General features: G+C 74.0%; 17 protein-coding genes. 10 read left to right on the top strand and 7 right to left on the bottom strand.

Translation table 11 applies throughout. The features are described from left to right. Positions 1–131: 131 nt before the first annotated feature. From OG245_RS34955 to OG245_RS34945, 3 genes are all read right to left on the bottom strand, one after another. On the bottom strand, positions 132–854 hold the full coding sequence (locus OG245_RS34955) for a 4'-phosphopantetheinyl transferase (protein ID WP_371627346.1): 723 nt from the start codon (positions 852–854) through the stop codon (positions 132–134). Further along, complete coding sequence (locus OG245_RS34950; RefSeq protein WP_371627345.1) at positions 851–1,831, bottom strand: metallophosphoesterase; 981 nt, start codon at positions 1,829–1,831, stop codon at positions 851–853. Before OG245_RS34950 ends, OG245_RS34955 begins: the two co-directional genes overlap by 4 nt. A gap of 156 nt (positions 1,832–1,987) precedes the next feature. Next, a complete protein-coding gene (locus OG245_RS34945; RefSeq protein WP_371627344.1) occupies positions 1,988–4,156 on the bottom strand; it encodes a hypothetical protein in 2,169 nt (722 codons plus the stop codon). A gap of 69 nt (positions 4,157–4,225) precedes the next feature. Between OG245_RS34945 and OG245_RS34940 the strand changes: the two genes are divergently transcribed. Next, a complete protein-coding gene (locus tag OG245_RS34940; RefSeq protein WP_371627343.1) occupies positions 4,226–5,113 on the top strand; it encodes a glycosyltransferase family 2 protein in 888 nt (295 codons plus the stop codon). 16 nt (positions 5,114–5,129) lie between these two features. Here the strand turns inward: OG245_RS34940 and OG245_RS34935 are convergent, their stop codons facing one another. After that, positions 5,130–6,353: an MraY family glycosyltransferase gene (locus OG245_RS34935; RefSeq protein WP_371627342.1), complete on the bottom strand. Its 1,224-nt coding sequence runs from the start codon at positions 6,351–6,353 to the stop codon at positions 5,130–5,132. A 674-nt stretch (positions 6,354–7,027) separates the two neighbouring features. Beyond that, a complete protein-coding gene (locus tag OG245_RS34930; protein WP_371627341.1) occupies positions 7,028–8,605 on the bottom strand; it encodes an amidohydrolase in 1,578 nt (525 codons plus the stop codon). A 402-nt stretch (positions 8,606–9,007) separates the two neighbouring features. Here OG245_RS34930 and OG245_RS34925 point away from each other — a divergent pair, with 402 nt between their 5' ends. The 9 genes from OG245_RS34925 (at position 9,008) to OG245_RS34885 (ending at position 18,556) form a co-directional block, all read left to right on the top strand. Then, positions 9,008–9,148, top strand: a complete 141-nt coding sequence (locus OG245_RS34925; protein ID WP_371627340.1) for a hypothetical protein — start codon at positions 9,008–9,010, stop codon at positions 9,146–9,148. A gap of 17 nt (positions 9,149–9,165) precedes the next feature. After that, entirely contained in the window at positions 9,166–9,978 is an 813-nt protein-coding gene (gene ddaH, locus OG245_RS34920; RefSeq protein WP_371627339.1) for a dimethylargininase, read from the top strand. 63 nt (positions 9,979–10,041) lie between these two features. Then, positions 10,042–10,455, top strand: coding sequence for a hypothetical protein (locus OG245_RS34915; protein WP_371627338.1), 414 nt, complete (start codon positions 10,042–10,044; stop codon positions 10,453–10,455). A 107-nt stretch (positions 10,456–10,562) separates the two neighbouring features. After that, positions 10,563–11,420: a helix-turn-helix domain-containing protein gene (locus OG245_RS34910; RefSeq protein ID WP_371627337.1), complete on the top strand. Its 858-nt coding sequence runs from the start codon at positions 10,563–10,565 to the stop codon at positions 11,418–11,420. 168 nt (positions 11,421–11,588) lie between these two features. Beyond that, the gene (locus OG245_RS34905) at positions 11,589–12,677 is read left to right on the top strand and encodes an iron-siderophore ABC transporter substrate-binding protein (protein WP_371627336.1); all 1,089 of its coding nucleotides are present in this window, start codon (positions 11,589–11,591) and stop codon (positions 12,675–12,677) included. A gap of 47 nt (positions 12,678–12,724) precedes the next feature. After that, positions 12,725–13,804 carry a FecCD family ABC transporter permease gene (locus OG245_RS34900; RefSeq protein WP_371627335.1) on the top strand — a complete coding sequence of 360 codons (1,080 nt, stop codon included), beginning with the start codon at positions 12,725–12,727 and terminating at the stop codon, positions 13,802–13,804. Positions 13,805–13,920: 116 nt separating this feature from the next. Then, the gene (locus OG245_RS34895) at positions 13,921–14,934 is read left to right on the top strand and encodes a FecCD family ABC transporter permease (protein WP_371628073.1); all 1,014 of its coding nucleotides are present in this window, start codon (positions 13,921–13,923) and stop codon (positions 14,932–14,934) included. Between the two features lie 59 nt (positions 14,935–14,993). Then, on the top strand, positions 14,994–16,811 hold the full coding sequence (locus OG245_RS34890; protein WP_371627334.1) for an ABC transporter transmembrane domain-containing protein: 1,818 nt from the start codon (positions 14,994–14,996) through the stop codon (positions 16,809–16,811). Further along, positions 16,808–18,556 (top strand): ABC transporter ATP-binding protein, encoded by a 1,749-nt coding sequence (locus OG245_RS34885; protein WP_371627333.1) that lies wholly within the window; start codon positions 16,808–16,810, stop codon positions 18,554–18,556. The genes OG245_RS34890 and OG245_RS34885 overlap by 4 nt, the downstream gene beginning before the upstream one ends. Before the next feature lie 140 nt (positions 18,557–18,696). Here the strand turns inward: OG245_RS34885 and OG245_RS34880 are convergent, their stop codons facing one another. Continuing rightward, the gene (locus tag OG245_RS34880) at positions 18,697–19,980 is read right to left on the bottom strand and encodes an MFS transporter (protein ID WP_371627332.1); all 1,284 of its coding nucleotides are present in this window, start codon (positions 19,978–19,980) and stop codon (positions 18,697–18,699) included. 6 nt (positions 19,981–19,986) lie between these two features. Then, positions 19,987–20,664, bottom strand: a complete 678-nt coding sequence (locus tag OG245_RS34875; RefSeq protein WP_371627331.1) for a pyridoxamine 5'-phosphate oxidase family protein — start codon at positions 20,662–20,664, stop codon at positions 19,987–19,989. Positions 20,665–20,701: the final 37 nt, after the last annotated feature.

Here is a 20,701-nt window from a genome sequence, read left to right as displayed (position 1 = left end):
ACCACCCGTCGGACCTCACCGCACGACGCGCTCCCCGGCCTGCCGACCGCTCCCGCGAACCCGAACCGGAAACAGCGCACCGCGAACCACGCAAAGCGAACCGCGAACCACGCGCACCGGCCGACCGGACGTCACGACCCGTCGCTCGCCCGCCAGTCGGGCCGGACCAGCACGGCCGTGGCGACGATGCCGTCCTCGATCCGCCACTGCCCGTGCAGCGTCGTCGGCAGGGCCGGGTCCGTGAGAAGCAGACGTGCGGCGAACGTTCCCTCGGCGGTGCCGGGCCCGCCCTGAAGCCTCTCGCCGCCACCCTGATCCTGCACCCGATGGAACGTCAGATCGGCCTCGATGAAGTCGAGTTCGACTCCCGTGATCGGGTACCAGGTCTTGAAGACACTCTCCTTGGCGCTGAACAGCACACGGTCCCAGTGGATTTCGCCCGTGCCTTCCGGCGCGGGCGGACCGATCCGCTCACGCTCCGCGGGCAGGGTCACCAACTCCCGTACGCCGGTGGGGAGCGGAGCGTGCGGTTCCGCGTCGATGCCCAACGACAGCACGTCCCTCGCACGGGCCAGCGCGGCCGCCCGGTACCCGCCGCAGTGGGTGAGGCTGCCGACGATCCCCTCGGGCCACAGCGGTCGCCCCCGGTGACCGTGGAGCACGGCGACGGGCGGCAGGCCGAGTCCGGCCATCGCGCGCCGGGCGCAGGCGCGGGCCGTCGCGAAGTCGTTCCTGCGTTTGGCCACGCTCTTGGCGATCAGCGCCTCCTCCTCCGGGAAGAGGGTTCCGTCGGCGACGGTCTCCGCGCGGGTGGCCGCGCAGGAGACGTCGGCGGGCAGCAGCCGCTCGATCACGAGGTGCCTCCGGGGGTGCTCCGCCGTGCGGACGGTTCGACGTCGGTGCGGGCCTGTGGGGCGGGTTCGCCCTCGTAGGGGAGGATCTGTCGCAGCAGGCCGCGCGGGTGCCCCCTCTCCCGCCACTCCCTGGGGTAGCCGATGGAGACCTCCTCGAAGCGCACCCCGTCGTACCAGGTCGTACGGGGGATGTGGAGGTGTCCGTAGACGACGGCGGTGACGTTGAAGCGGCGGTGCCAGTCGGCGGTCAGTTCGGTGCCGCACCACTGGGCGAACTCCGGGTACCACATCACCGACGTGGGTTCCCGGACCAGCGGCCAGTGCCCGGCGAGGACGAGAGGTATCTCGGGGTCGTGCTCCGCGAGCCGGCGTCCGGTCGTGGCGACCCGGGCGCGGCACCAGTCGTCCCGCGTCGGGTAGGGGTCCGGGTGCAGGAGGTATTCGTCGTTGCAGACGATGCCGGACTCGTGCGCGACGGCCAGGGATTCCTCCTTCGTGTGCGTTCCCGGGGCCCGGAAGGTGTAGTCGTACAGGAGGAAGAGCGGCGCGATCGCCACCGGTCCGTCCGGGCCCGGCCAGAGCGGGAACGGGTCTTCCGGAGTCGTCACTCCGAGCTCCCGGCACAGCTCGACGAGGTGGTCGTAGCGGGCCTGGCCGCGCAGTTGGACCGGGTCCTTGGGCAGGGTCCACAGCTCGTGGTTGCCGGGGGCCCAGATCACGTGGGCGAAGCGCTCCGCGAGGAGCCCGAGGGTCCACCGGATGTCCTCGGGCGTCTCGGCCACATCGCCGGCGACGATCAGCCAGTCCGCGTCGGACGTCGGGTGCAGGGACTCCACGATGGCGCGGTTGTCGGTCACCGCCGCGTGCAGGTCGCTCACGGCCAGCAGACGGCCCGCGCCCTGCTGTCGGTCCCCGTCGCCGGGGGCGGGAACGGCGGCGGGAGCACCGTGCGGTGCGGGGTCGCTCGGAGGCGTCATGGGCGCTGTCTTCCCGATCTGTCGGCAGTGGTCCGGCTCCGTCCGCACGGTGGGGAGCCGCTGGGAACGTAGCCTCTCACGCTCCCCTCGTGGTTCCCCGGGGTTTCGGACGGCAGGCACGTCGGGCAGGGGATCCACCACATCGGTGACGTTTCGTCAGTTCGCGTCGGCACGGGTTGAGTTCAGTTCGTCCACCGCGCCGAGCGCGTCGCCGACCGTCGTGTAGTCGACGGCGATGAAGGTGACCGGACTGCCGCGTTCCGCCTCGCAGGCCCGGGCCCGCTCCAGGACCCACTCGCGCGCGTTGACGCGACCGGCGTCCAGGCGGCTGCCGCCCGCGTTCGTGATGAAGTGGTTGAGCAGGAAGAGCCGTTTCCCGGTGCCGCCCCGGTGGGGCGCGCACGTCATCTCCGATGGGCTCCGGAAGGCGAACGGGGTCTCCATTCCGTACCGGTAGAAGTTGCGGTACCAGGGTGCCGGGCCGTCGGCCTTCTCGGCGAACACCACCAGGCGCCGGCCGCTGTCGATCATCTCGCCCAGGGTGGGCCACGGGGCGTCCGGGTCCGCCGAGGGGGTGTGCAGGAGGTCCTCCAGGCCGGCGGCGCGGAACGCCTTCTCGGTGTCCTCGGGGCTGATGTCGTCCTGGACGATGAGCGTCACGATCTCGTCGGGGTGGGCGCGCAGCCAGTCGCCGATGTCCTCCAGGGCCGGGACCAGTTCGACGGCCCCGGCGCGGCAGACGCCGTGGCAGAGCCAGAGCCCCTCGCGCGGCGGGTTGGCGCGGTCGATGGCGCCGGAGATCAGACGTCGTTGCTCGGGGGTGAATTCCGGTGAGTCGAGGCGCGCGGCGATGTCCTGCGGGCGCTCCCAGCGGTACGTGTCCAGTTGGAGGGCCCGGACGCCCGTGTTGAGCTGGGTGGTGATGTCGGGGTCCTGGAGGGGGCCGATGAACCGGTCCGCGGTGGTGGACATGGCGTTGTGCGAGGTGAGGTAGGCGGCTTCGTCGTAGCGCAGTTCGCACAGGCGGCTGCTGCCCAGGCACTGGCGGGGTGCGGACGGGCCGAACACGGGCGGCACGAGCAGGACGCCGGCCAGTGCGGCGCAGGCCACGCCCGCCGCGGTCGTCCGCACCGCTGTCGGGGTCGGCATCCGGCCCGGACGCACCAGCAGCGCCCAGCCCGCGCCCGTGAGGAGCACGCCGCCGACGAGAGCCATGAGCGCGGCGCCCAGTCCGGTCGCCGCCGCCTGGTCCACGGCGTTGCGCTGGAGGTCGTCGACGAGCGCGGTGACGCTCGGGGCCCAGGAGGACGGCGGGGTGAGGAGGCGTCCTCCGGAGGCCGACCGGGCCAGGAGCACGACCGCGGCGGCCAGGACGCCCGCGCAGGCGAGCGCCTGCCCCAGCCGCATCAGGCGGCGGGCCGGGGCGGCGGGACCGGTGGACCAGAGCGTCGCGAGGGTGCCCAGGGCGAGGGCGAGGGCGAGCGTCCGGACCAGGGTCAGGAGGCCGATGGCGTCACGGGCCCGCTCCAGGGCCGCGAGGTCGGTCCCGGCGGTGGTCAGGGTGCCGGTGAGGTCCCACGTACCGTCCTGGAGGATCGTACGGAGGTCGGCGGCGGCGGTCCGTGAGCCGTCGGAGAGCGCGGCGGCCGCGGTGGCCGCCAGGGCGGTCGACACGTCTCCCTCCCCCAGGGCCACCTCGATCTCGGGGCGCAGCGCCGGCCGGTCCTGCTCCGGGACCGCCGCGAGGAGGGCGTCGGCGGCGCGGTCGGCCTGGCCCTCGGTGAGCGGCAGCGTGGGCAGGTTCGGGGCGCGGCCCTCCTTGAGCGCGTCGAGCGCCGTGGCGAGGTCGGCGGTGAAGCGTTCGAAGTCCGGCTGTTCGCCGCCCTGGATGCCGGCCACCAGGTCACCGAAGTAGACGCGCGCGAGGTCGGCGAGGTTCTCCAGCACCGGGGCCAGGTCGACGGTCAGCCGGAGTTCGTCGCGGTCGCCGCGCAGATAGCCGGTCACCGCCTCGATCTGCTGGTCGGTGAGGGCCCGGACCGTGGCGGGCGGCAGCACGATCTTGATGTTCGACGTCACCAGCGCCTCGGGCACGGGCAGGTGCGCGAGCAGGTCGCGGGTGACGGGAGAGGTCTCCGGGTCGACGAGCACCTCGCTGTAGAGGCGGTCGTAGGCCGACTCCTCGTCCAGCACCGCCTGGTAGAAGCCGGGTGAGGCGACCGTGGACCGGACGGTCGCGGTCAGGGCGACCGTCGTCACGCACAGGACCGTCAGCAGGAAGGCGAGCACCGGCCCGAGCGGGTTCGCGGGCGGTTCGGCACTCACCCGCCCAGCCTATGCGGAATATCAGCTTTTATGCATGAATGATGAGATTGAGGAGCTGAGGAGCCCGCTGTGCACTCCGTTCACCTGGCCGTGCTGATGACGAGTCACGACCGTCGCGCGCGAACCCTGTCCGCGCTGCGCGCCCTGGAGGAGCAGCGCGGGCTCCCCGCCGGGACGACGCTCGGCGTGCACCTCGTGGACACCGGCAGCACCGACGGTACGCCGGAAGCGGTCAGGCTGCGGCATCCGGCGGTGGAGGTCATGTCGGTGGGCGCGGACGTCTCCCACAACCAGGCGCTGCGCATCGCGAGCCGCAACAGCCGGAGCGGCGGCGGGGGCGGCGGTCCGCTCGGCGGCGCGCCCGGCGGGCCGACCCATGCGTGGACGCATCAGCTCTGGCTCGACGACGGGGTCGAACTGCTCCCGGACGCCCTCGCGAACCTGGTGCGCACGGCCGGGGCGGCCGGGCCCGGGGCCGTCGTCGTGGGCGCGGTGCGGAACGCGTACGGGGACACGGTGTACTCCGGCCGGCGGGGCCGCTCCCTGGCGCTCGTCGAGCCCGCCCAGCACCGGCCCGTGCCCTGCGACACGTACGACGGGCGCGTGGTCCTGGTGCCCCGCGCCGTGTACGACCTCGTCGGGGACCCCGACAAGGTCTTCCGCCACCGGATGGCCGACTACGACCACGGCCGCCGCGCGCGGCGGGCCGGAGTGAGCGCGTTCGTCGCCCCGGGTCACGCCGGTGAGTGCGTGGGCGGGCCGGGCGTTCCCGGGTCCCGGGAGCCGGGGATCGGAGTCCGGGAGGCGCTGCGCCGCGCGACCTCGGTACAGGAGCTGCCGCTCCGCCCGTGGTGGGTGTACTGCCTGCGGCACACCTGGCCGTGGGCGCCGTATCTGATGCTCTCGCCGTACGCGCGCACCGCGGCCCGTGCGACGCTCGGCCGGCTGCGGGGGTGATCACGGGCGGGCGGTGTCAGCTCCGCTCGGCGGCGACCGCGGCGGCGGACCGGCCGGTGGGCGGGGGCGGCACCGTGGGGTGCCTCGCGGCGGTCCTGGCGGAGGCGGAGGCCGTGCCCTTCCCGGGGGCCGGTCCCGTGGCACCCGGCGCGAACGCGGCGGAGGGGATCGCGGCGCCGGTGGTGGAGGCCGTGGTGCGCCGGGCGGCGGTACGGGGCCGGGTCGTGCGGGGCCGGGTCGTGCGGGGCGGGGCGTACGCCGGGATCCTCAGCAGGGCGAACACGGCGGCCACGGTCCCGGCCAGCGGCAGGAGGAGGAACGCGGGGTGCAGCAGGTCCGCGTACACCAGGGTCCCGGTGGCGACGGGCACAGCCGCCCACAGGGCGAGGAGGACCGACGTGCCCGGCACGGTGACGCGGACCCGGCGCAGGCGGTGGGCGATGTGGTCGTCCGTGTCGCGCAGCGGGGAACGCGCGGCGCGGCGGCGGGAGATCAGGACCAGGGCGGTGTCGGCGAGGGCCACCGTCGCCAGGACCGGCAGCGCTGCCCACGCGGTGCGGCCCGGCGGGGCGGCCGCCTGGATCAGCGCGCCGGAGGCGGCCAGCGTGAATCCGATGAACTGCGCACCGGACGCGCCGAGCCGGAGGCGGGCGGGGTGCCAGTTGTGGAGCAGGAAGCCGGCCAGACCCGCCACCAGGGCCGTGGGAAGCAGGGCGAGGGCGGAGTCCTCGCCGAGGGCGGCGCACGCGAGCAGCCCGGCGGCGGTGACCAGGCCGACGGTGGTCAGCAGCCCGTCCACGTGGTCGAGCAGAGCGAAGGCGTTGGTGACGAGGACGATCCAGAGCACGGCCAGGGCGCCCGCCGCCGGTGACAGTCCGGCGAGGCAGACGACGAGGATCGCGGCGGCCGTCTGAACGGGGAGGCGGAAGGCGGCCCGGAACGGCTTCACGTCATGGACGAGACCGAGCGCGGCGGCGATTCCGGCGCCGGCGAGCAGCCCCGCGACGGAGCTCGCGGCGTCGTCCGCCGCGCCGAGCCACAGGGCCCCGCCGGCCGCCGCGCCGACGCCGAGCACGACCGTCGCACCGCCTGCCGCGCGCAGCGCTTCGGCCCGTGGCGCACGTCCGCCCGGTTCGTCCGGGGCGTGGGGGCGGAGCGCCGCACGGCGGGCGACCTTGGCGAGTGCGACCGTGATGAACAGCGCGGCCACACCGGAGGCGATGATCCCCAGCACGTTCACCTGCCCTGCCTTTCCTCGTTCGTGACCTGCGGCGCACGATGCCGGGCGGCCGGTGGAACGGCGGCCGCCCGGCGCCGGGCCGGTTGCGGGTCGGGGACATGGAACGCCACGCGGGTGGCGTTTCTCCCCAACCTACGGGCCAATGCCCTCATTCACCCTAAATAACACGAAAAGGGGCATGTATTGTTCTGCTGCCCCACTGCCGTCCGACTGCCACCGGGCTTCGGCAGGGCGCGGGTCGACCGGTCCTCGGCCCTCAAAGAGGCTCCACGGGAACGCGGTTGGGAGAGAGAGCGGCCGGAGGGATCGTCAGCCTCCGAGGCCTCGCCCGGCGTTGCGCTCGGCGGCGGCATGCCACCACCCCGGCGGAGAGGGACCGGTGACCACGGCGGAGGGCTGGTCGGGGTGCAGGCCCACGACGCGCAGCGCGTCCGCGTGGACACGGACGACGTACCGGCCGCGCCAGTGCCCGTCCGTCGGCGCCGCAGAGGAGATCGAAGCGGACGAGATTCCCGGCGAAGGGCATCCAGTCGACGCCGCGGTCCCGCAGTCAGGCGCGGAGGGCCGCCGGGGGCCGCGGACCGCCCGGCAGGTTCTCGTACGACACGACGGCCACCCACTCGGCGACCGGCCCGCTCTCCGCCTTCTCCGCACGCATGGCGTCGAGCGTGGCGTCACCTCGCGGCGCGGGCGTCCCGGCCGTCCACGAAGGTCGCGACGATCTCGATGTCCCCGATCCGCGAGGGGTCCACGCGGTGCGGGTCGTCGCCCAGCACCACCAGGTCGGCGCGCATGCCCGGCGAGAGGGCGCCCGCCGACCCCTCCCAGCGGCAGGCGTGGGCGCCGGCGACCGTGTAGGCCCGCAGCGCCTCGTCGACGGTGACGGCCTCGTCCGGGCCGACGAGGCGGCCCGACACCGAGGCGCGTTCGACCATGAACTGGATCGCCCGCAGCGGTGAACCGTCCGCGACGGGGCGGTCCGAGCTGCCGACGAGGGCGACCCCGTGGTCCAGGAAGCTCCGGCCCCGGTACATCCAGCCCTCCCGCTCCTGACCCATCACCGTCGCGTAGTCGTCGCCGAAGTGGCGCAGGAAGGCGGGCTGGACCACCGCGCTCACACCGAGCCCGGCGAACCGGGGCAGCTGGTCGGGGCGGATCAGCCCCGCGTGTTCGATGCGGTGGCGCGCGTCCGGGCGGGGGCGCAGTTTCTGGGCCCGCTCCAGGGCGTCCAGGGCGAGGTCGGCGGCGCGGTCGCCGATGGCGTGGACGGCGAGCTGCCAGCCCGCGAGGTGCCCGTCGACGATGAGGCCGGCGAGGCGGTCGGGGTCGTCCTGGAAGCGCCCGACGTTGTCGGGCGTGCCCTCGTACGGGGAGGTGAGGGCCGCCGTGCGCGCCATCATCCCGCCGTCGGTGTAGATCTTCAGGGCACCCAGGGACAGCCAGTCGTCGCCGAATCCGGTGCGCACGCCGAGATCCAGGGCCCGGGGGAATCCGTCGTCGGCGTGGGTGGCACGGGGGCGCAGGGTGTCACCGGATGCCATGAGCTGGATGCGCAGGGGCAGTCGGCCGCGGTCCCGGAGCAGCTGGTAGGCGCCCAGTTCGACGGGGCTGTGACCGAGGAGGCCGCCGCCTATGCCCGCCTCGGCACAGGCCGTGATGCCCTCGTCGAGGCAGGCGCGGGCGGCGAGCCCGATCGCGTCGGCCAGTTCTTCCTGGGAGTAGGGCAGCCGCAGCCGGCGGGCGGCGGTCATGGCGCTCTCGGCGAGGAAGCCGTTCTCGTGCGGCGTCCCGTCCGGCAGCAGCTCCAGCACGGCGGTGTTGACGACACACGCGTGCCCGGAGTCGTGCATCAGGAAAACCTTGCGGCCGTGGCCGACCCGGTCCAGTTCGGCCGCGGTCAGGTGCCGGCCCAGGGCCCTCTGGTCGTAACCGGCGATGTCCACCCAGGCGCCGGAGGGGGCCGGCCGCCGGGCCGCAGCGTCCACGACGGCGAGGATGTCCTCGACCCGCTCGCACGGGGCGACGCTCGGCGTCACGGCCTTCAACCCGGCCCAGGCCAGGTGGACATGGCTGTCGATGAAGCCGGGCAGCACGGTGGCGCCGCCCAGGTCGAGGACCTCGCGGGCGGGCAGGGAGGTCACGGCCTCGTCCACACCGACGACCCGGCCCCGCCAGATGCCCAGGTCGTGGGCGACGGGGCGGCGGGGGTCCATCGTGAGGATGCGCGCGTTCGTCAGTCGCGTACAGAGCATGGGCAGTCCGTCCGTCGAAGTTTCGGGGGGCCGGCGCGGGATCTCCCGGAGCCGTACGGCCGCGAGGGCCTCGCCGCCGAGAGCTCCCCGCCGTCCGCCGGAATGTAGCGCCGGGGCGCGGCGGGCACCATCGGTCCCCCGGTCGGACGCGGGGCGGAGAAGGGCGCGGCATGACGCACACCGACCTTCAACAGCCGATCGGTCAAGGGTGTTTACGGACAGCCGCCACGCCGACGGGCTCAACTGGCACGGCGAAGAAGCACCGTTGTTTTCTTAGGTAAGCCTTGCTTTACTTGTGCGCCGGTTGATCGTTCTCCCGAGAAGCCTCGGATCCGCCGTCGCACCCGAAGGCGCCGCGACGGCACCCCGAGCCGCTTCCTCCACCACGAGGGCGATCACCTCGTGATCGCCACCGGAGCCGACGCCCGCTCCGGCCGCGCCCGCGGCCCGGCGATCACGCGCGCACGGACCGCGGGCGGCCACGAGCCGCCCGCGGCCGAGCACTTCACCTCGATGGGCGGCCATGACACCGGCCGCCCCTGACGATCGGGACCCCACCCATGCGTACCGCACGTGCCCGGCACTACCTCATGTGCCGGCCCACCTACTTCGACGTGGTCTACTCCATCAACCCGTGGATGGACCCGACGAAGCCCGTCGACACCCCCTTGGCCATCGCCCAGTGGGAGCGACTGCGCGAGGTCTACCTGAACCTCGGGCACACCGTGGACACGATCGACCCCGTCCCCGGCCTCCCCGACATGGTCTTCGCGGCCAACGGCGCGACCGTCGTCGACGGGCGGGCCCTCGTCGCCCGGTTCCGCGACGCCGAGCGCATCGCCGAGGGCCCGGCCTACCGCGACTGGCTGCACGACAACGGATACCCGCAACCGCGCACGGCCGCGTTCGTCAACGAGGGCGAGGGCGACTACCTCCTGGCCGGCGACCGGCTGCTGGCGGGCACCGGGTTCCGCAGCGATCCCCGCTCCCACGACGAGGCGCAGGAGTACTTCGGACGCCCGGTGATCGGGCTGACGCTCGTCGACCCCGACTACTACCACCTGGACACCGCCCTGACCGTGCTCGACGAACAGACGGTCGCCTACTATCCGGCGGCCTTCTCCCCCGGCAGTCTGGCCGTGCTGCGGCGGCTGTTCCCGGACGCCCTCCTCGCCTCCGCCGCCGACGCGGCCGCGTTCGGGCTGAACGCGACATCGGACGGATACAACGTGGTGCTGCCGCAGAACGCGACGGATCTGGCCGGCCGGCTGCGCGAGCGCGGGTTCCGCCCGGTCGGCGTGGACCTCTCGGAGCTCCTCAAGGCGGGCGGCAGCGTGAAGTGCTGCACCCTGGAGCTGCGCCGGGGCGCCTGAGCGGACGGCCTCCCCACGAGAATTCCGTGGGGAGGCCGCCGGTGCGTCGATACGGTGGCACGCATGACCACCGAGCCGAGGACCTTCCCTCCCCGCACCCTGTCCGCGGTCAAGGCCGTGTACGCCCGGCAGGCCGGCTGCCCGTCCTCCTTCGCCCTGGCGGTGGCGGACTTCGAACCCCGCGCGGAGGGAGTGCGGTTCGGGACGGCGGACACGTGCACGGTGCCGGGCTGGCCGGACGCCCGGGTCACCGAGTTGCAGGAGGCCTTCGGCTCCGGCGTGCGCGAGGAGCTGGAGGAGTTCGCGACGCTGAACCCCGGCACCACGGTGGCGGTCGCGGTCGTCCTGCGGTCCATCAAGGTGCACGAAGTGGACTCCCACCCCCGCGCGTTCCGGCAAGTGGGGCGACAAGCCGTCCAGAACGCGTTGGCGGCGGCGTACGGACCGCCGTCGACACCTTGGCCGAGGCTGTCCTGAGCCCGCGCCCCGACCCCCACCGGCCGGCCGTACGTGGCCCGCGATGACCAGGACCGCCTCCATCGCCGCCGAGCGACCGCCCGGGATGGTTAGGGTAACCTAACTTCATGCCGACCGCCGCCTCCCGCCACCCGCACGTCGAGGCCACCTCGACGGCCTCGCAGGCCTGGGCCGAACCCCCGGCCGGCGGGGCCGAGGTGGCCGAGCCGTATCTGCTCACCACCGCGGTGTTCGACGACTCCGAACCGACAGGGCCGGTGACCTCGGGCGTGCACACGCACACCGACGCACTGCTGGTCTGGCCGCACACCGGCTCGATCACCCTGCGCACCCGCGCCACCGTGCGCCGGCTGCTCCCGGGGCAGGGCGCCTGGCTTCCCCCCGGCACGCCGCACGCGGCCTCCCACGAGGCGGGCGGCATCAGCTGCTACACCTACGTGGCGCGACGGGCCGTCCCGCCGGGGTGGTCCGCCGCCCGCCCGATGCGGGTGGGCCGCGCGCTCCAGGAGATGCTGCTGCACCTCGACGCGACCGCGATGCCCGACGACCTCCGGCTGCGGACGCAGCGCGTCGTCATCGAAATGCTGGAGGAGGACACCCTTCCGGCGATCGAGGTGCCCGTGCCGGAGGACCGGCGCATCCAGGTGCTGGCGGACGACGTCATGCGCGACCCGGAGAGCGACCTCTCCGTGGAGGGCTGGGCGGCCAGGCACGCGCTGAGCGTACGCACCGTCACCCGGACGTTCAGCCGCGACGTCGGCATGCCGTTCGCCCGGTGGCGCTCACTGGTCCGCATGTCCGCCGCCACGGCCCTGCTCGCCCAGGGGCACCCGGTCAACCTCGTGGCCCACCGCAGCGGTTACGCCACCACCAGCGCGTTCTGCGCGGCCTTCCGCCGGGTCACCGGCGCCAGCCCGACGGAGTACCTGCGCGAGCAGGCCGCTCCGGCGCCGGCCGCCCGCTGACCCCCGGCCGCCCGCCGCCTCCGACCACCGCGACGCCGCGGGCTGAGGCCCATCCGCAGGGTGGCCGATTCGCGACACACCCTGGCCGGTACGCGACCCCTGAACGACTCCGGCCTTCCTAATGTCTCTCCAGGTGAGGGTTGCCTTACCTCGGAATCAAGGAGAGACATGTCGATATTCATCCCGGCCCGACGCGGGCCGGGCGCCCTGGTCCGCGCCCTGACGGTGGCGGTCGCCGCGGTCGTCGTCCTGGCGGGCTGCGGTGGCACCACGTCCGGCTCCGACGCCCCGGAGGCGAAGTCCGGGGGGAAGTCGGCCGCGTTTCCCGTGACCATCGAGCACGGCCACGGAAGCACGACGATCAAGCAGAAGCCGAAGCGCGTCGTGGCGGTCAGCTGGATGTCCCTGGACGTGGTCGCGGCACTCGGCACCGTGCCCGTCGGCGTGGACAAGCAGTGGGGCGGCGACAAGCAGGGCTACACCCCGTGGTTCCGCAGCACGGTCGAGAAGCTCGGCGGGCCGCTGCCCGAGACCCTCAACTACGGTGACGCGGGCGAGATCGACTTCGAGCAGATCCTCGCGCTGGAACCCGACCTGATCGTCGGCCTGTACTCCGGCATCTCCGACGTCGACTACAAGCGGCTCTCCCAGATCGCCCCGACCCTCCCCTATCTCAAGAAGCCGTGGGACGGCGGAACGTGGCAGGAGATGACCCGGACCATCGGCACGGCTCTGGGCGAGACCGGCAAGGCCGAGAGCCTCGTCACCGACGTCCAGGGGCAGCTGGCCGGGGTGGCGAAGGACCACCCGGAGTTCAAGGACACCACGTTCGCCTACGGGCTGGCCCTCGCGCCCGGCTCCACCGACCTCGGCCTCTACATCGACTACGACGCCCGGGTCCGCCTCCTCACCGAGATGGGCTTCGAGAACACCCCCTCGATGGAGAAGATCGCCTCCACCGTCAAGGGCACCAACTGGTACGGCGGCATCAGCCTGGAGAAGCTCGACACGATCGACGCCGACATCTTCGTCGCCTGGGCCAACGGGGCCGAGGAGGTCGAGCACACGCTGAAGGACCCGCTCTTCACCCGCTGGAAGCCGATCGCCGAGCGCAAGTACGCCTTCGTCCAGGACGCCACCATGGGCATGGCCACCAGCGGCCCCTCGGTGCTCTCCATCCCGTGGGCGATCGACCGTTACGTCCCCCTGCTCGCCGACGCCGTGGCGGGCCGGGGCACCGCCGGCGCGGGCTCCTGAACCCCGTCCCCGCTCCGCCCAGGTGACGCCCTCCCCCAAGGACAACCATGACGACCGCCCCGCCCACGGGTGACCTCACCGCCGCCGAGCGCACCGCGCCGGGCCCGCGCGACGACGCGGGCCCGGCCCGGCGCCACCGGCACCGGCCGCTGATCCTGCTCACCGCCGCCGCCCTGCTCCTCGTCGTCGCCGTCCTCAGCGTGATGATCGGGGCGCGCGCCATCGCACCCGGCACCGTGTGGGACGCGCTGCTCCACTTCGACGACTCCGACGAGCACGTCATGGTGCGCGAACTACGCGTCCCGCGCACCGTGATCGGGCTGGTGACCGGCGCGGCTCTCGGCCTCAGCGGCGCGCTGATCCAGGCGTTCACCCGCAATCCCCTGGCCGACCCCGGCATCCTCGGCGTCAACGCGGGGGCGAGCCTCGCGGTGACGTTCGCGGTCGCCGTGCTCGGATACACGGCCGCCGGACAGTTCATCTGGTTCGCCCTGGGCGGGGCGTTCGGGCTGACCGTTCTCGTCTACGCCCTCGGCTCGATCGGGGCGGATCGCGGCACACCGGTCAAACTCACCCTGGCGGGGGTCGCGTTCACCGCCGTGTGCGGCGGATTCACCAGCGCCATGGCGCTCAAGAGCACGACCACCTTCGACGTCATGCGCTTCTGGGGCGTCGGCTCCATCGGCGGGCGGTCGCTGGACATCCTGCCGGTCGCCCTGCCGCTCATCGGCGCCGGTCTCCTGCTCGGGCTGCTCAGCGCGGGGGCGCTCAACGCCCTCGCGCTCGGCGACGACATCGCCCGCTCCCTGGGTACGCGCCTGGCGGTGACCAGGGTCTCGGTGGTCCTGGCCGTCACGCTGCTGGCCGGAACAGCGGTCGCCGTCGCCGGTCCGATCTCGTTCGTCGGGCTCATGGTGCCGCACATCGTGCGCTGGTTCGTGGGGCCCGACCAGCGCTGGATCCTGCCGGTCACCGTCATCGTCGCCCCCGCCTTCCTGCTGACCGCCGACATCATCGGCCGGGTGGTGCTGCCCTCCGGGGAGCTGCGGGTCGGCCTCGTCACGGCGCTCGTCGGCGCCCCCGTCCTCGTCGCCCTCGTCCGGCGGCGGAAGGTGAGCACCCTGTGAGCACCCGCACCGCGTCCCAACCGCCCCGGACCGCGCCGCCGACCGCCGGGGCCGCACGGACGCGGGGTCCGGTCCGACCGCCCGGCAAGGTCGGCTCCGGCCGGGCCACCTGGACCCTGCGGCGCGGCGGGGTGGCGCTGCGCGTGGACCGGCGGGCCTTGTTCGTCTGCGCCGTCCTGGCCGTCGTGGTCGCCGCCCTGGGCGTCCTGACCCTGGGCTCCGGGTCGATCAGCCTGACGCCCCTCCAGGTGCTGTCCGCCCTCCTCGACCCGGACGCCGACCCCCGGGCCCGCCTCGTCGTGGTGACCTGGCGGCTGCCGAGGCTGCTGTTCGCCGTGGTGTGCGGAGCGGCCCTCGCGATCAGCGGCGCCCTGTTCCAGTCGCTCACCAAGAATCCGCTCGGCTCCCCCGACGTCATCGGCTTCGCCTCCGGTTCGTACGCGGGCGCGAGTGTCGTGATGCTCCTGCTCGGCACGGCCAACTACCTGGCGGTGGCGTCGGGTTCCCTGATCGGCGGGGCCCTGACGGCACTGCTGGTGTACCTGCTGGCCTACCGCGGCGGGCTGCGGCCGTTCCGGCTGATCATCGTCGGCATCGCCGTAGGCGCGTTCCTCGGCTCGCTCACGTCGATGCTGCTCCTCTCCGTCAGCCCGCAGCAGGCGATGCTCGCGGCCACCTGGGGCGCCGGTTCCCTCAGCGGGCTCGGCTTCGACCAACTGCGCGCGACCGCAGCCGTGTTCGCCGTTCTGCTGATCGGCTCCGCCCTCGTCGTACGGCCCCTGGTCCATCTGGAGATGGGGGACGACGCCGCCGTCGCGCTGGGAGTGCGTGCCCAGCGCGCCCGGCTGACCGCCACCGTCGTCGGCGTGGCGCTCACCGCGCTGGTGACCGCGGCGGCGGGCCCGATCGCCTTCATCGCCCTCGCCGCTCCGCAGATCGCCCAGCGTCTGACCCGGAGTCCGACCACCCTGCGCATCGTCCCCGCCGCCCTCGCCGGGGCGGCCGTCCTGGTCGGCGCGGACTACCTGGCCCAGCGCATCGACCTGCCGGTCGGCGTCGTCACGGTGTGCGTCGGCGGCGCCTACCTGGCCTGGCTGCTCGCCCGCCAGTACGCGGGCCGCCGCCGATGACCGCCCGGCGGACGCCTCCACCCGCGCGGCCCACCCCTTTACCTCCCGAGGAGCGACCTGTGAGCACCACGATCCCGGCGGCCCGGCCCCCGGCAGCGGACCACCCGGGGAAGGGCCTCGGGCCCCGCGCGCCCGAGGCGGGCCAGGAGCCCGAACCCGCCTCCGTACAGGCGCTGTTCCGTACCGCGCTCGTGCGGGACGGTCGCGGCCTGCGGCTCGGTCTCACCACGGCCGCGTTCATGGTCCATCAGCTGTGCGAGGCCCTGGTGCCGGTCCTCGTCGGGGTCGTCATCGACCGGGCGCTCGCCCCTTCCGACGGCCCGGCCCTCCTCGGGTGGCTGACCGTGCTCGCCGGGGTGTTCACGCTGCTGTCCCTGTCGTACCAGCGGGCCTCGTCCGCGATGGTGACCGTCTACGGATACGGCGAACAGGCGCTGCGCCTGCGGACGATGGCCAGGCTGCTGGACCCGCGCTCGCTGCGGAGGCCGCCCGGGGCGGGCGAGGCGCTCTCGTTGGTCTCCTCCGACACCTACCGGGTCGCCGGGGTCTCCTGGAGCGTCGTCCAGCAGGCGTCCACGATCACCGCCATCCTGACGGCGTCGGCCGTCCTGGTGCTGATCTCCCTCCCGCTCGGCGCCGGGGTGATCGCCGGCACCGTCCTGCTGCTGCTGGTCATGCGCCGGATCTCGATGCCGCTGGAGGCACGGGGGCTGGCCGAGCAGAGCTCGGCGGCCCGGGCCGGTGACGTGGCCACGGACATGATCACCGGCCTGCGGGTGGTCACCGGCATGAACGCCCGCGCCGAGGCGGCCCGCCGCTACCGCGTCGCGAGCCAGGAGTCGCGCCGGGGCGCCGTCGCCGCCGCGCGGTCGGTACTGACGTACTCCAGCGTGAGCCTCCTGCTGTCCGGGCTCTTCCTGGCCGTGCTCGCCACCGCCTCCGGACATCTCGCTCTCGACGGCGGCATCACGATCGGTCAGCTCGTCACCGTCCTGGGCCTCGCCCAGTACCTCCAGGGCTCGCTCGCCCACGTGGGCACCTTCGCCTCCAACTGGATCCACAAGCGCGCCTCCGCCCGCCGGCTCAGCGACCTCATCAACGAACCGCCCCTGATCGACGCCGCCCCCGGCCCCCGGGGCGGCCGGCCCGGGGATCCGGCCGACCCCACCGCCCCGGCGCTGCTCTGGCACCCGCCCGGCCACGACGAGCCGGTGCGGCTGGGGCGCGGCGAGCTCGTCGGCGTCGTGCCCGGCCGGCCGGGCACGGCCCGGGATCTCGCCGACCGGCTCGGCTACCGCGTGCCGCTCGCCCGCGGTGAACTCCTGGTGGGCGGCGTCGACGCGGTCGAGCTGGGGCCGGAGCGGGTACGGGAGTTGATCGCCGCGCCGCCCCACCACGGCGCGGTGTTCTCCGGCACGCTGCGGTCGAACCTCGTCCCCCCGGGCGGTGACCCGGACCCCGCCGTGCTGCGGGCGACGATGCTCGACGACGTGATCGAGGACATCGGCGGGGACGGGCGCGACGTCGGCGAACGGGGACGCAAGCTCTCCGGCGGGCAGCGCCAGCGGCTGCTGATGGCCCGGGCGCTGCACACCGGGGCGGAGGTCGTGGTCCTCGACGAGCCGACCACCGCCGTCGACCCGGCGACCGAGCAGCGCATCGCCGAGGGCCTGCGTGCCCTGCCCACGACCACGCTGCTGGTCACCACCAGCGGCATCCTGCTCTCCGCCTGCGACCGGGTCGTCGACCTGTCGGCGGAAGCCGGCACCGCTCCGTGTGCCACCACTGCCGCCGCCACTTCGGGCACGGCGTACGACACCACCTCCGGCACCGCTCCCGCCACCGACCGCCACGAACCGAACGGAGCCCCCCGGTGACCCCGGCACCCGCCACCCTCCCCATCGCCGATCCCCGCCGGACCCGGCGGGAACTGCTGCGCCGCCTCGGCGCCCACCGCCTCCGGCTCTGCGCGGCGCTGGGGACCCTCCTCGCCGGAACGGCGGTGACCCTCGCCACCCCGCCCCTCCTCGGCTCCCTCGTCGACGCGGTCGCCGAAGACTCCGGGACGGGCCGGGTGACCACGCTCGGCCTCGCCCTGCTGGTCGTCGCGGCCACCGGCGCCGCCCTCGCCCTCCTGGGCGGGCGCATGCTGGTCGCCCTGGTCCAGGACGTCCTGGCGGCGCTGCGCGAGGACGTGTTCACGACCGCGATCGGGCTGCCCGTCGACCTCGTGGAGTCCTCGGACAGCTCGGACGTGGTCTCCCGGGTGACCCGCGACGTCGAGGCCGTCTCGGAGGCCGCGTCCGACGTCCTGCCCGAGGTGACCGGCGCGGCCTTCACCATCGGTCTGAGCCTGGTCGGGCTCGCGGTCCTCGATCCCCGCCTCGCCCTGGCAGGCCTGGTCTGCCTCCCCGTCCACGTCCTGGCCACCCGCCGCTTCCTCGCCGGCACCCACCAGGTGTACGGGGACATCCGCGGGCTGGAGTCCGCACGCGGGCAGAGCGTCATCGAGGCGGTGCACGGCGCGGAGACCATTCGCGCGTACGGAACCCAGGGCACGCACCTGGCCGAGCTGTCCGAGCGGGGCGAGCGGGCCATCGAGCGGCAGCGCGACGGCGTACGGCTGCGCAACCGCTTCACGGGGTGGCTCAACGCGGCGGAGTTCCTCGGCCTGGCCGCCGTCCTCGCGACCGGGTACGCGCTGCTCGGCGCGGGGGCGATCTCGCTCGGCGCGGCCACCGCCGCCGCCCTCTACTTCCACCGCCTGTTCGGACCGGTGGGCGCGCTCCTGGGCAGTCTGGACGACATCCAGCGGGCCACGGTGGGCTTGGCCCGTCTGGTCGGGATCACCGACCTGGCCGACCGGCGGGACGACGCGACGGCCGTGCCGCGCGCGGCGCGCGCCCCGGGCTCCCCGGAGATCGCGGTGCGGGACGTCTCGTTCTCGTACGACGGAGTGCGCCCCGCGCTCAGCGAGGTGACCCTGACCGTGCCGGCGGGCGCCAGCGTCGCGCTCGTGGGCGCGAGCGGCTCGGGCAAGTCCACGCTGGCGCGGCTGATCGCGGGCCTGGGCGAACCCACCGGCGGCCGGATCACCGTGGGATCGTCCGCCGGGGCGCCCGCCGCCCGGTATCTGGTGACGCAGGAGGTCCACCGGTTCGGCGGCACCCTCGCGGACAATCTCCGGCTGGCCCGCCCCGGGGCGTCCGACGAGGAACTCCGCGCGGCGCTGCGCGCGGTGGGGGCCGGCTGGGCGGAGGCCCTGGAGTCCGGCCCCGACACCGTGCTCGGCCCGGGCGGGGCGCCCCTGGACGACGGCGCGGTCCAGCATCTGGCGCTGGCCCGCGTCCTGCTGGCCGATCCGCCCGTGGCCGTGCTCGACGAGGCCACCGCCGAGTCCGGGGCGGGGGCGGGCGATCTGCTGCGGACGGCGCTCGCCCGGGTGACCCGGGGCCGGACCAGTGTGATCGTCGCCCACCGTCTGGACCAGGCGCGCGACGCGGACCGTATCGTGCTGCTCTCCGGCGGCCGGGTCGCCGAAGAGGGCACCCATGACGAACTGCTCGCGCACGGCGGCGAGTACGCCGCACTGTGGCGGGCGTACAGCCGGGGTGCCGGCTGAGTCCGAGGACGCCGATCGGCCCTTGGCGCAGGTGTCCGGGCCCCGGCGTGATGCGTGGCGCCGGACCGGTGGGCCGAGCGCGGCTCACCACCCGGACCCCACCTCGGCTGTCCTCACGGCGGACCGCCGGCCGCTCCGCCTCAGCAGCGGTCCGGTACTCGGCGCAGGGAGCGGATCGGGCGGGCGGCCAGCAGAGCGGTGGCGGTGAGGAAGGAGACGACGACGCCGACCAGGAGCACCTGGTCGGTGCCGAACGCGCCGACGGCGGGGCCCGCCAGCGCGCTGCCGATCGGGTACATGCCAACAGAGCCGGCGACCTCGTAGGCGTGGATGCGGTTGAGCATCTCGCCCGGTATCTGGGTCTGCACGCTGGTGGCCCACATGACGCCCCAGACACCGATCCCGGCCCCGACCGCGACCTGGGCGGCGGCGAGCGCCCAGACCGGCAGTCCGAGCACGATGCCCAGCGGGTACAGCGGGTACGCCAGCATCGCCACCGCACCGGCGGCGAGCGGTCGTCGGGGCTTGTAGCGGATCGCCAGCAGGCCACCGATCACGGTTCCGGCGCCCAACGCCGCGTTGAGCAGGCCGAAGGACCGCGCGCCGTGTTCGGGCACGATGGCACCCGCGGCGACCGACAGTTGCGGCCCCCAGGCGAGCACCGCGTAGAACATCCAGATCACGATCACGCCCCAGAGCCAGCTACGGGCGCGGAACTCCCGCCAGCCGACCGCCAGGTTGCGCCACAGGCCCTCGCCCGGCGGCGGGGCGGGGACCGTTCCGAGCCGGAGCGCGAGAAGGCAGACCGCGCTGGTCCCGTAGGCGACGGCGGAGATCGCCATCACCCAGCCGGTGGATCCGAACCCGACGAGGACGCCCGCCAGCGCGGGGCCGCCGAGTCCGGTGATCGCCTCGGAGGTACGCAGCACCCCGTTGGCGCCCTGCACGTCCCGGGATACCAGCGGGACGGTCGAGGAGGCGCCCGGCTGGAACAGTGCGTTGGCGGTCCCGGCCACCACCAGCAACGCGTACAGCTGCCAGAGGTGGTCGATGCCGTGGACGAACAGGAGGGCGAGCATGACGTGGGCGGCGAGGTTGGCCAGATCCGCGATGATCATCATCCGGCGGGCGGTGAACCGGTCGGCGAGCACACCGCCGAACAGCACCAGGCCCGCGAACGGGGCGACCAGGAAAGCCATCGAGTAGCCCGCGGCGTCCAGACCGTACCCGTCGAGGAGCAGACCGGCGGCGACGGCGACCGGCAGCATGGCCCAGCTGAGCAGACCGGCGCTGCGGGCGACGAAGTAGTACCGGAAGTTGCGGGACCAGATCGCGGGCTCCCCCGGTGGCGGTGCCCCGGCGGTCCCGCCGGTCATCGGCGGGGTCGCGACCACCGTGGCGTGTTCTGCCGGGCGTTCTTCCACGGCCGTTCAGCCCTTCCGTCGTCGGTGGTGCTCGTCGGCTCCGCGCGGCGGTGACGAGCGGTGTCGCGCGGCGAGTTCCGCTCGCAGGGCGGCGTTCTCCTCTTCCAGCCTCGCCAGGCGGTCATGGACCGGTCCCAGGGCGTCGGAGAGTTCGCGTCGGGTGAAGCGGGGCGTGATGTGGTTGGGGCAGTTCCAGGCGACGGCCTCGACCCGGACGGTGACGAGTTGTTCGACCCTGCCTTCGGTGCGCGGCGAGTCCAGGCGTTCGGCGAGTACGGGGTTCTCGTCGGCGGGTACGGCGGTGGCGCGGCCGAAGAGTTTGAGGCGGGTCTGCCGGGCGTGGTCGAGGAAGAAGAGCGCGACGCGGTCGTTGCCGCGCACGTTGCCGGTGGTGATGTACTGCCGGTTGCCGCGGACGTCCAGATAGCCGAGGGTGTGCTCGTCCAGGACGTGGACGAAGCCCGGTGGTCCGCCGCGGAACTGGATGTACGGCCAGCCGGTCTCACCGACGCTGGCGAACAGGAAGCCGTCGAGGCTTCGGATGAAGTCGGTCGCGGCGGCGGTCAGGGGCTCCGCCTCTCCGGCCGGCTCCCGCAGGCGGCGGCCGACCGCCGTGGCGCTGCCCATCTCCTGCTGGACCCGACGCACTGCCGAGGTGTGTGCGAGTCGGTCGTACCGGCTCATGCGGGGCTCCTGTCGATCGGCACGTAGGGAGGTTGGT

The organism is Streptomyces sp. NBC_01116 (assembly GCF_041435495.1).
Lineage (GTDB): Bacteria > Actinomycetota > Actinomycetes > Streptomycetales > Streptomycetaceae > Streptomyces.
Note: the sequence above shows the minus strand (reverse complement) of the source record. Positions and strands in the feature narration are given on the sequence as shown.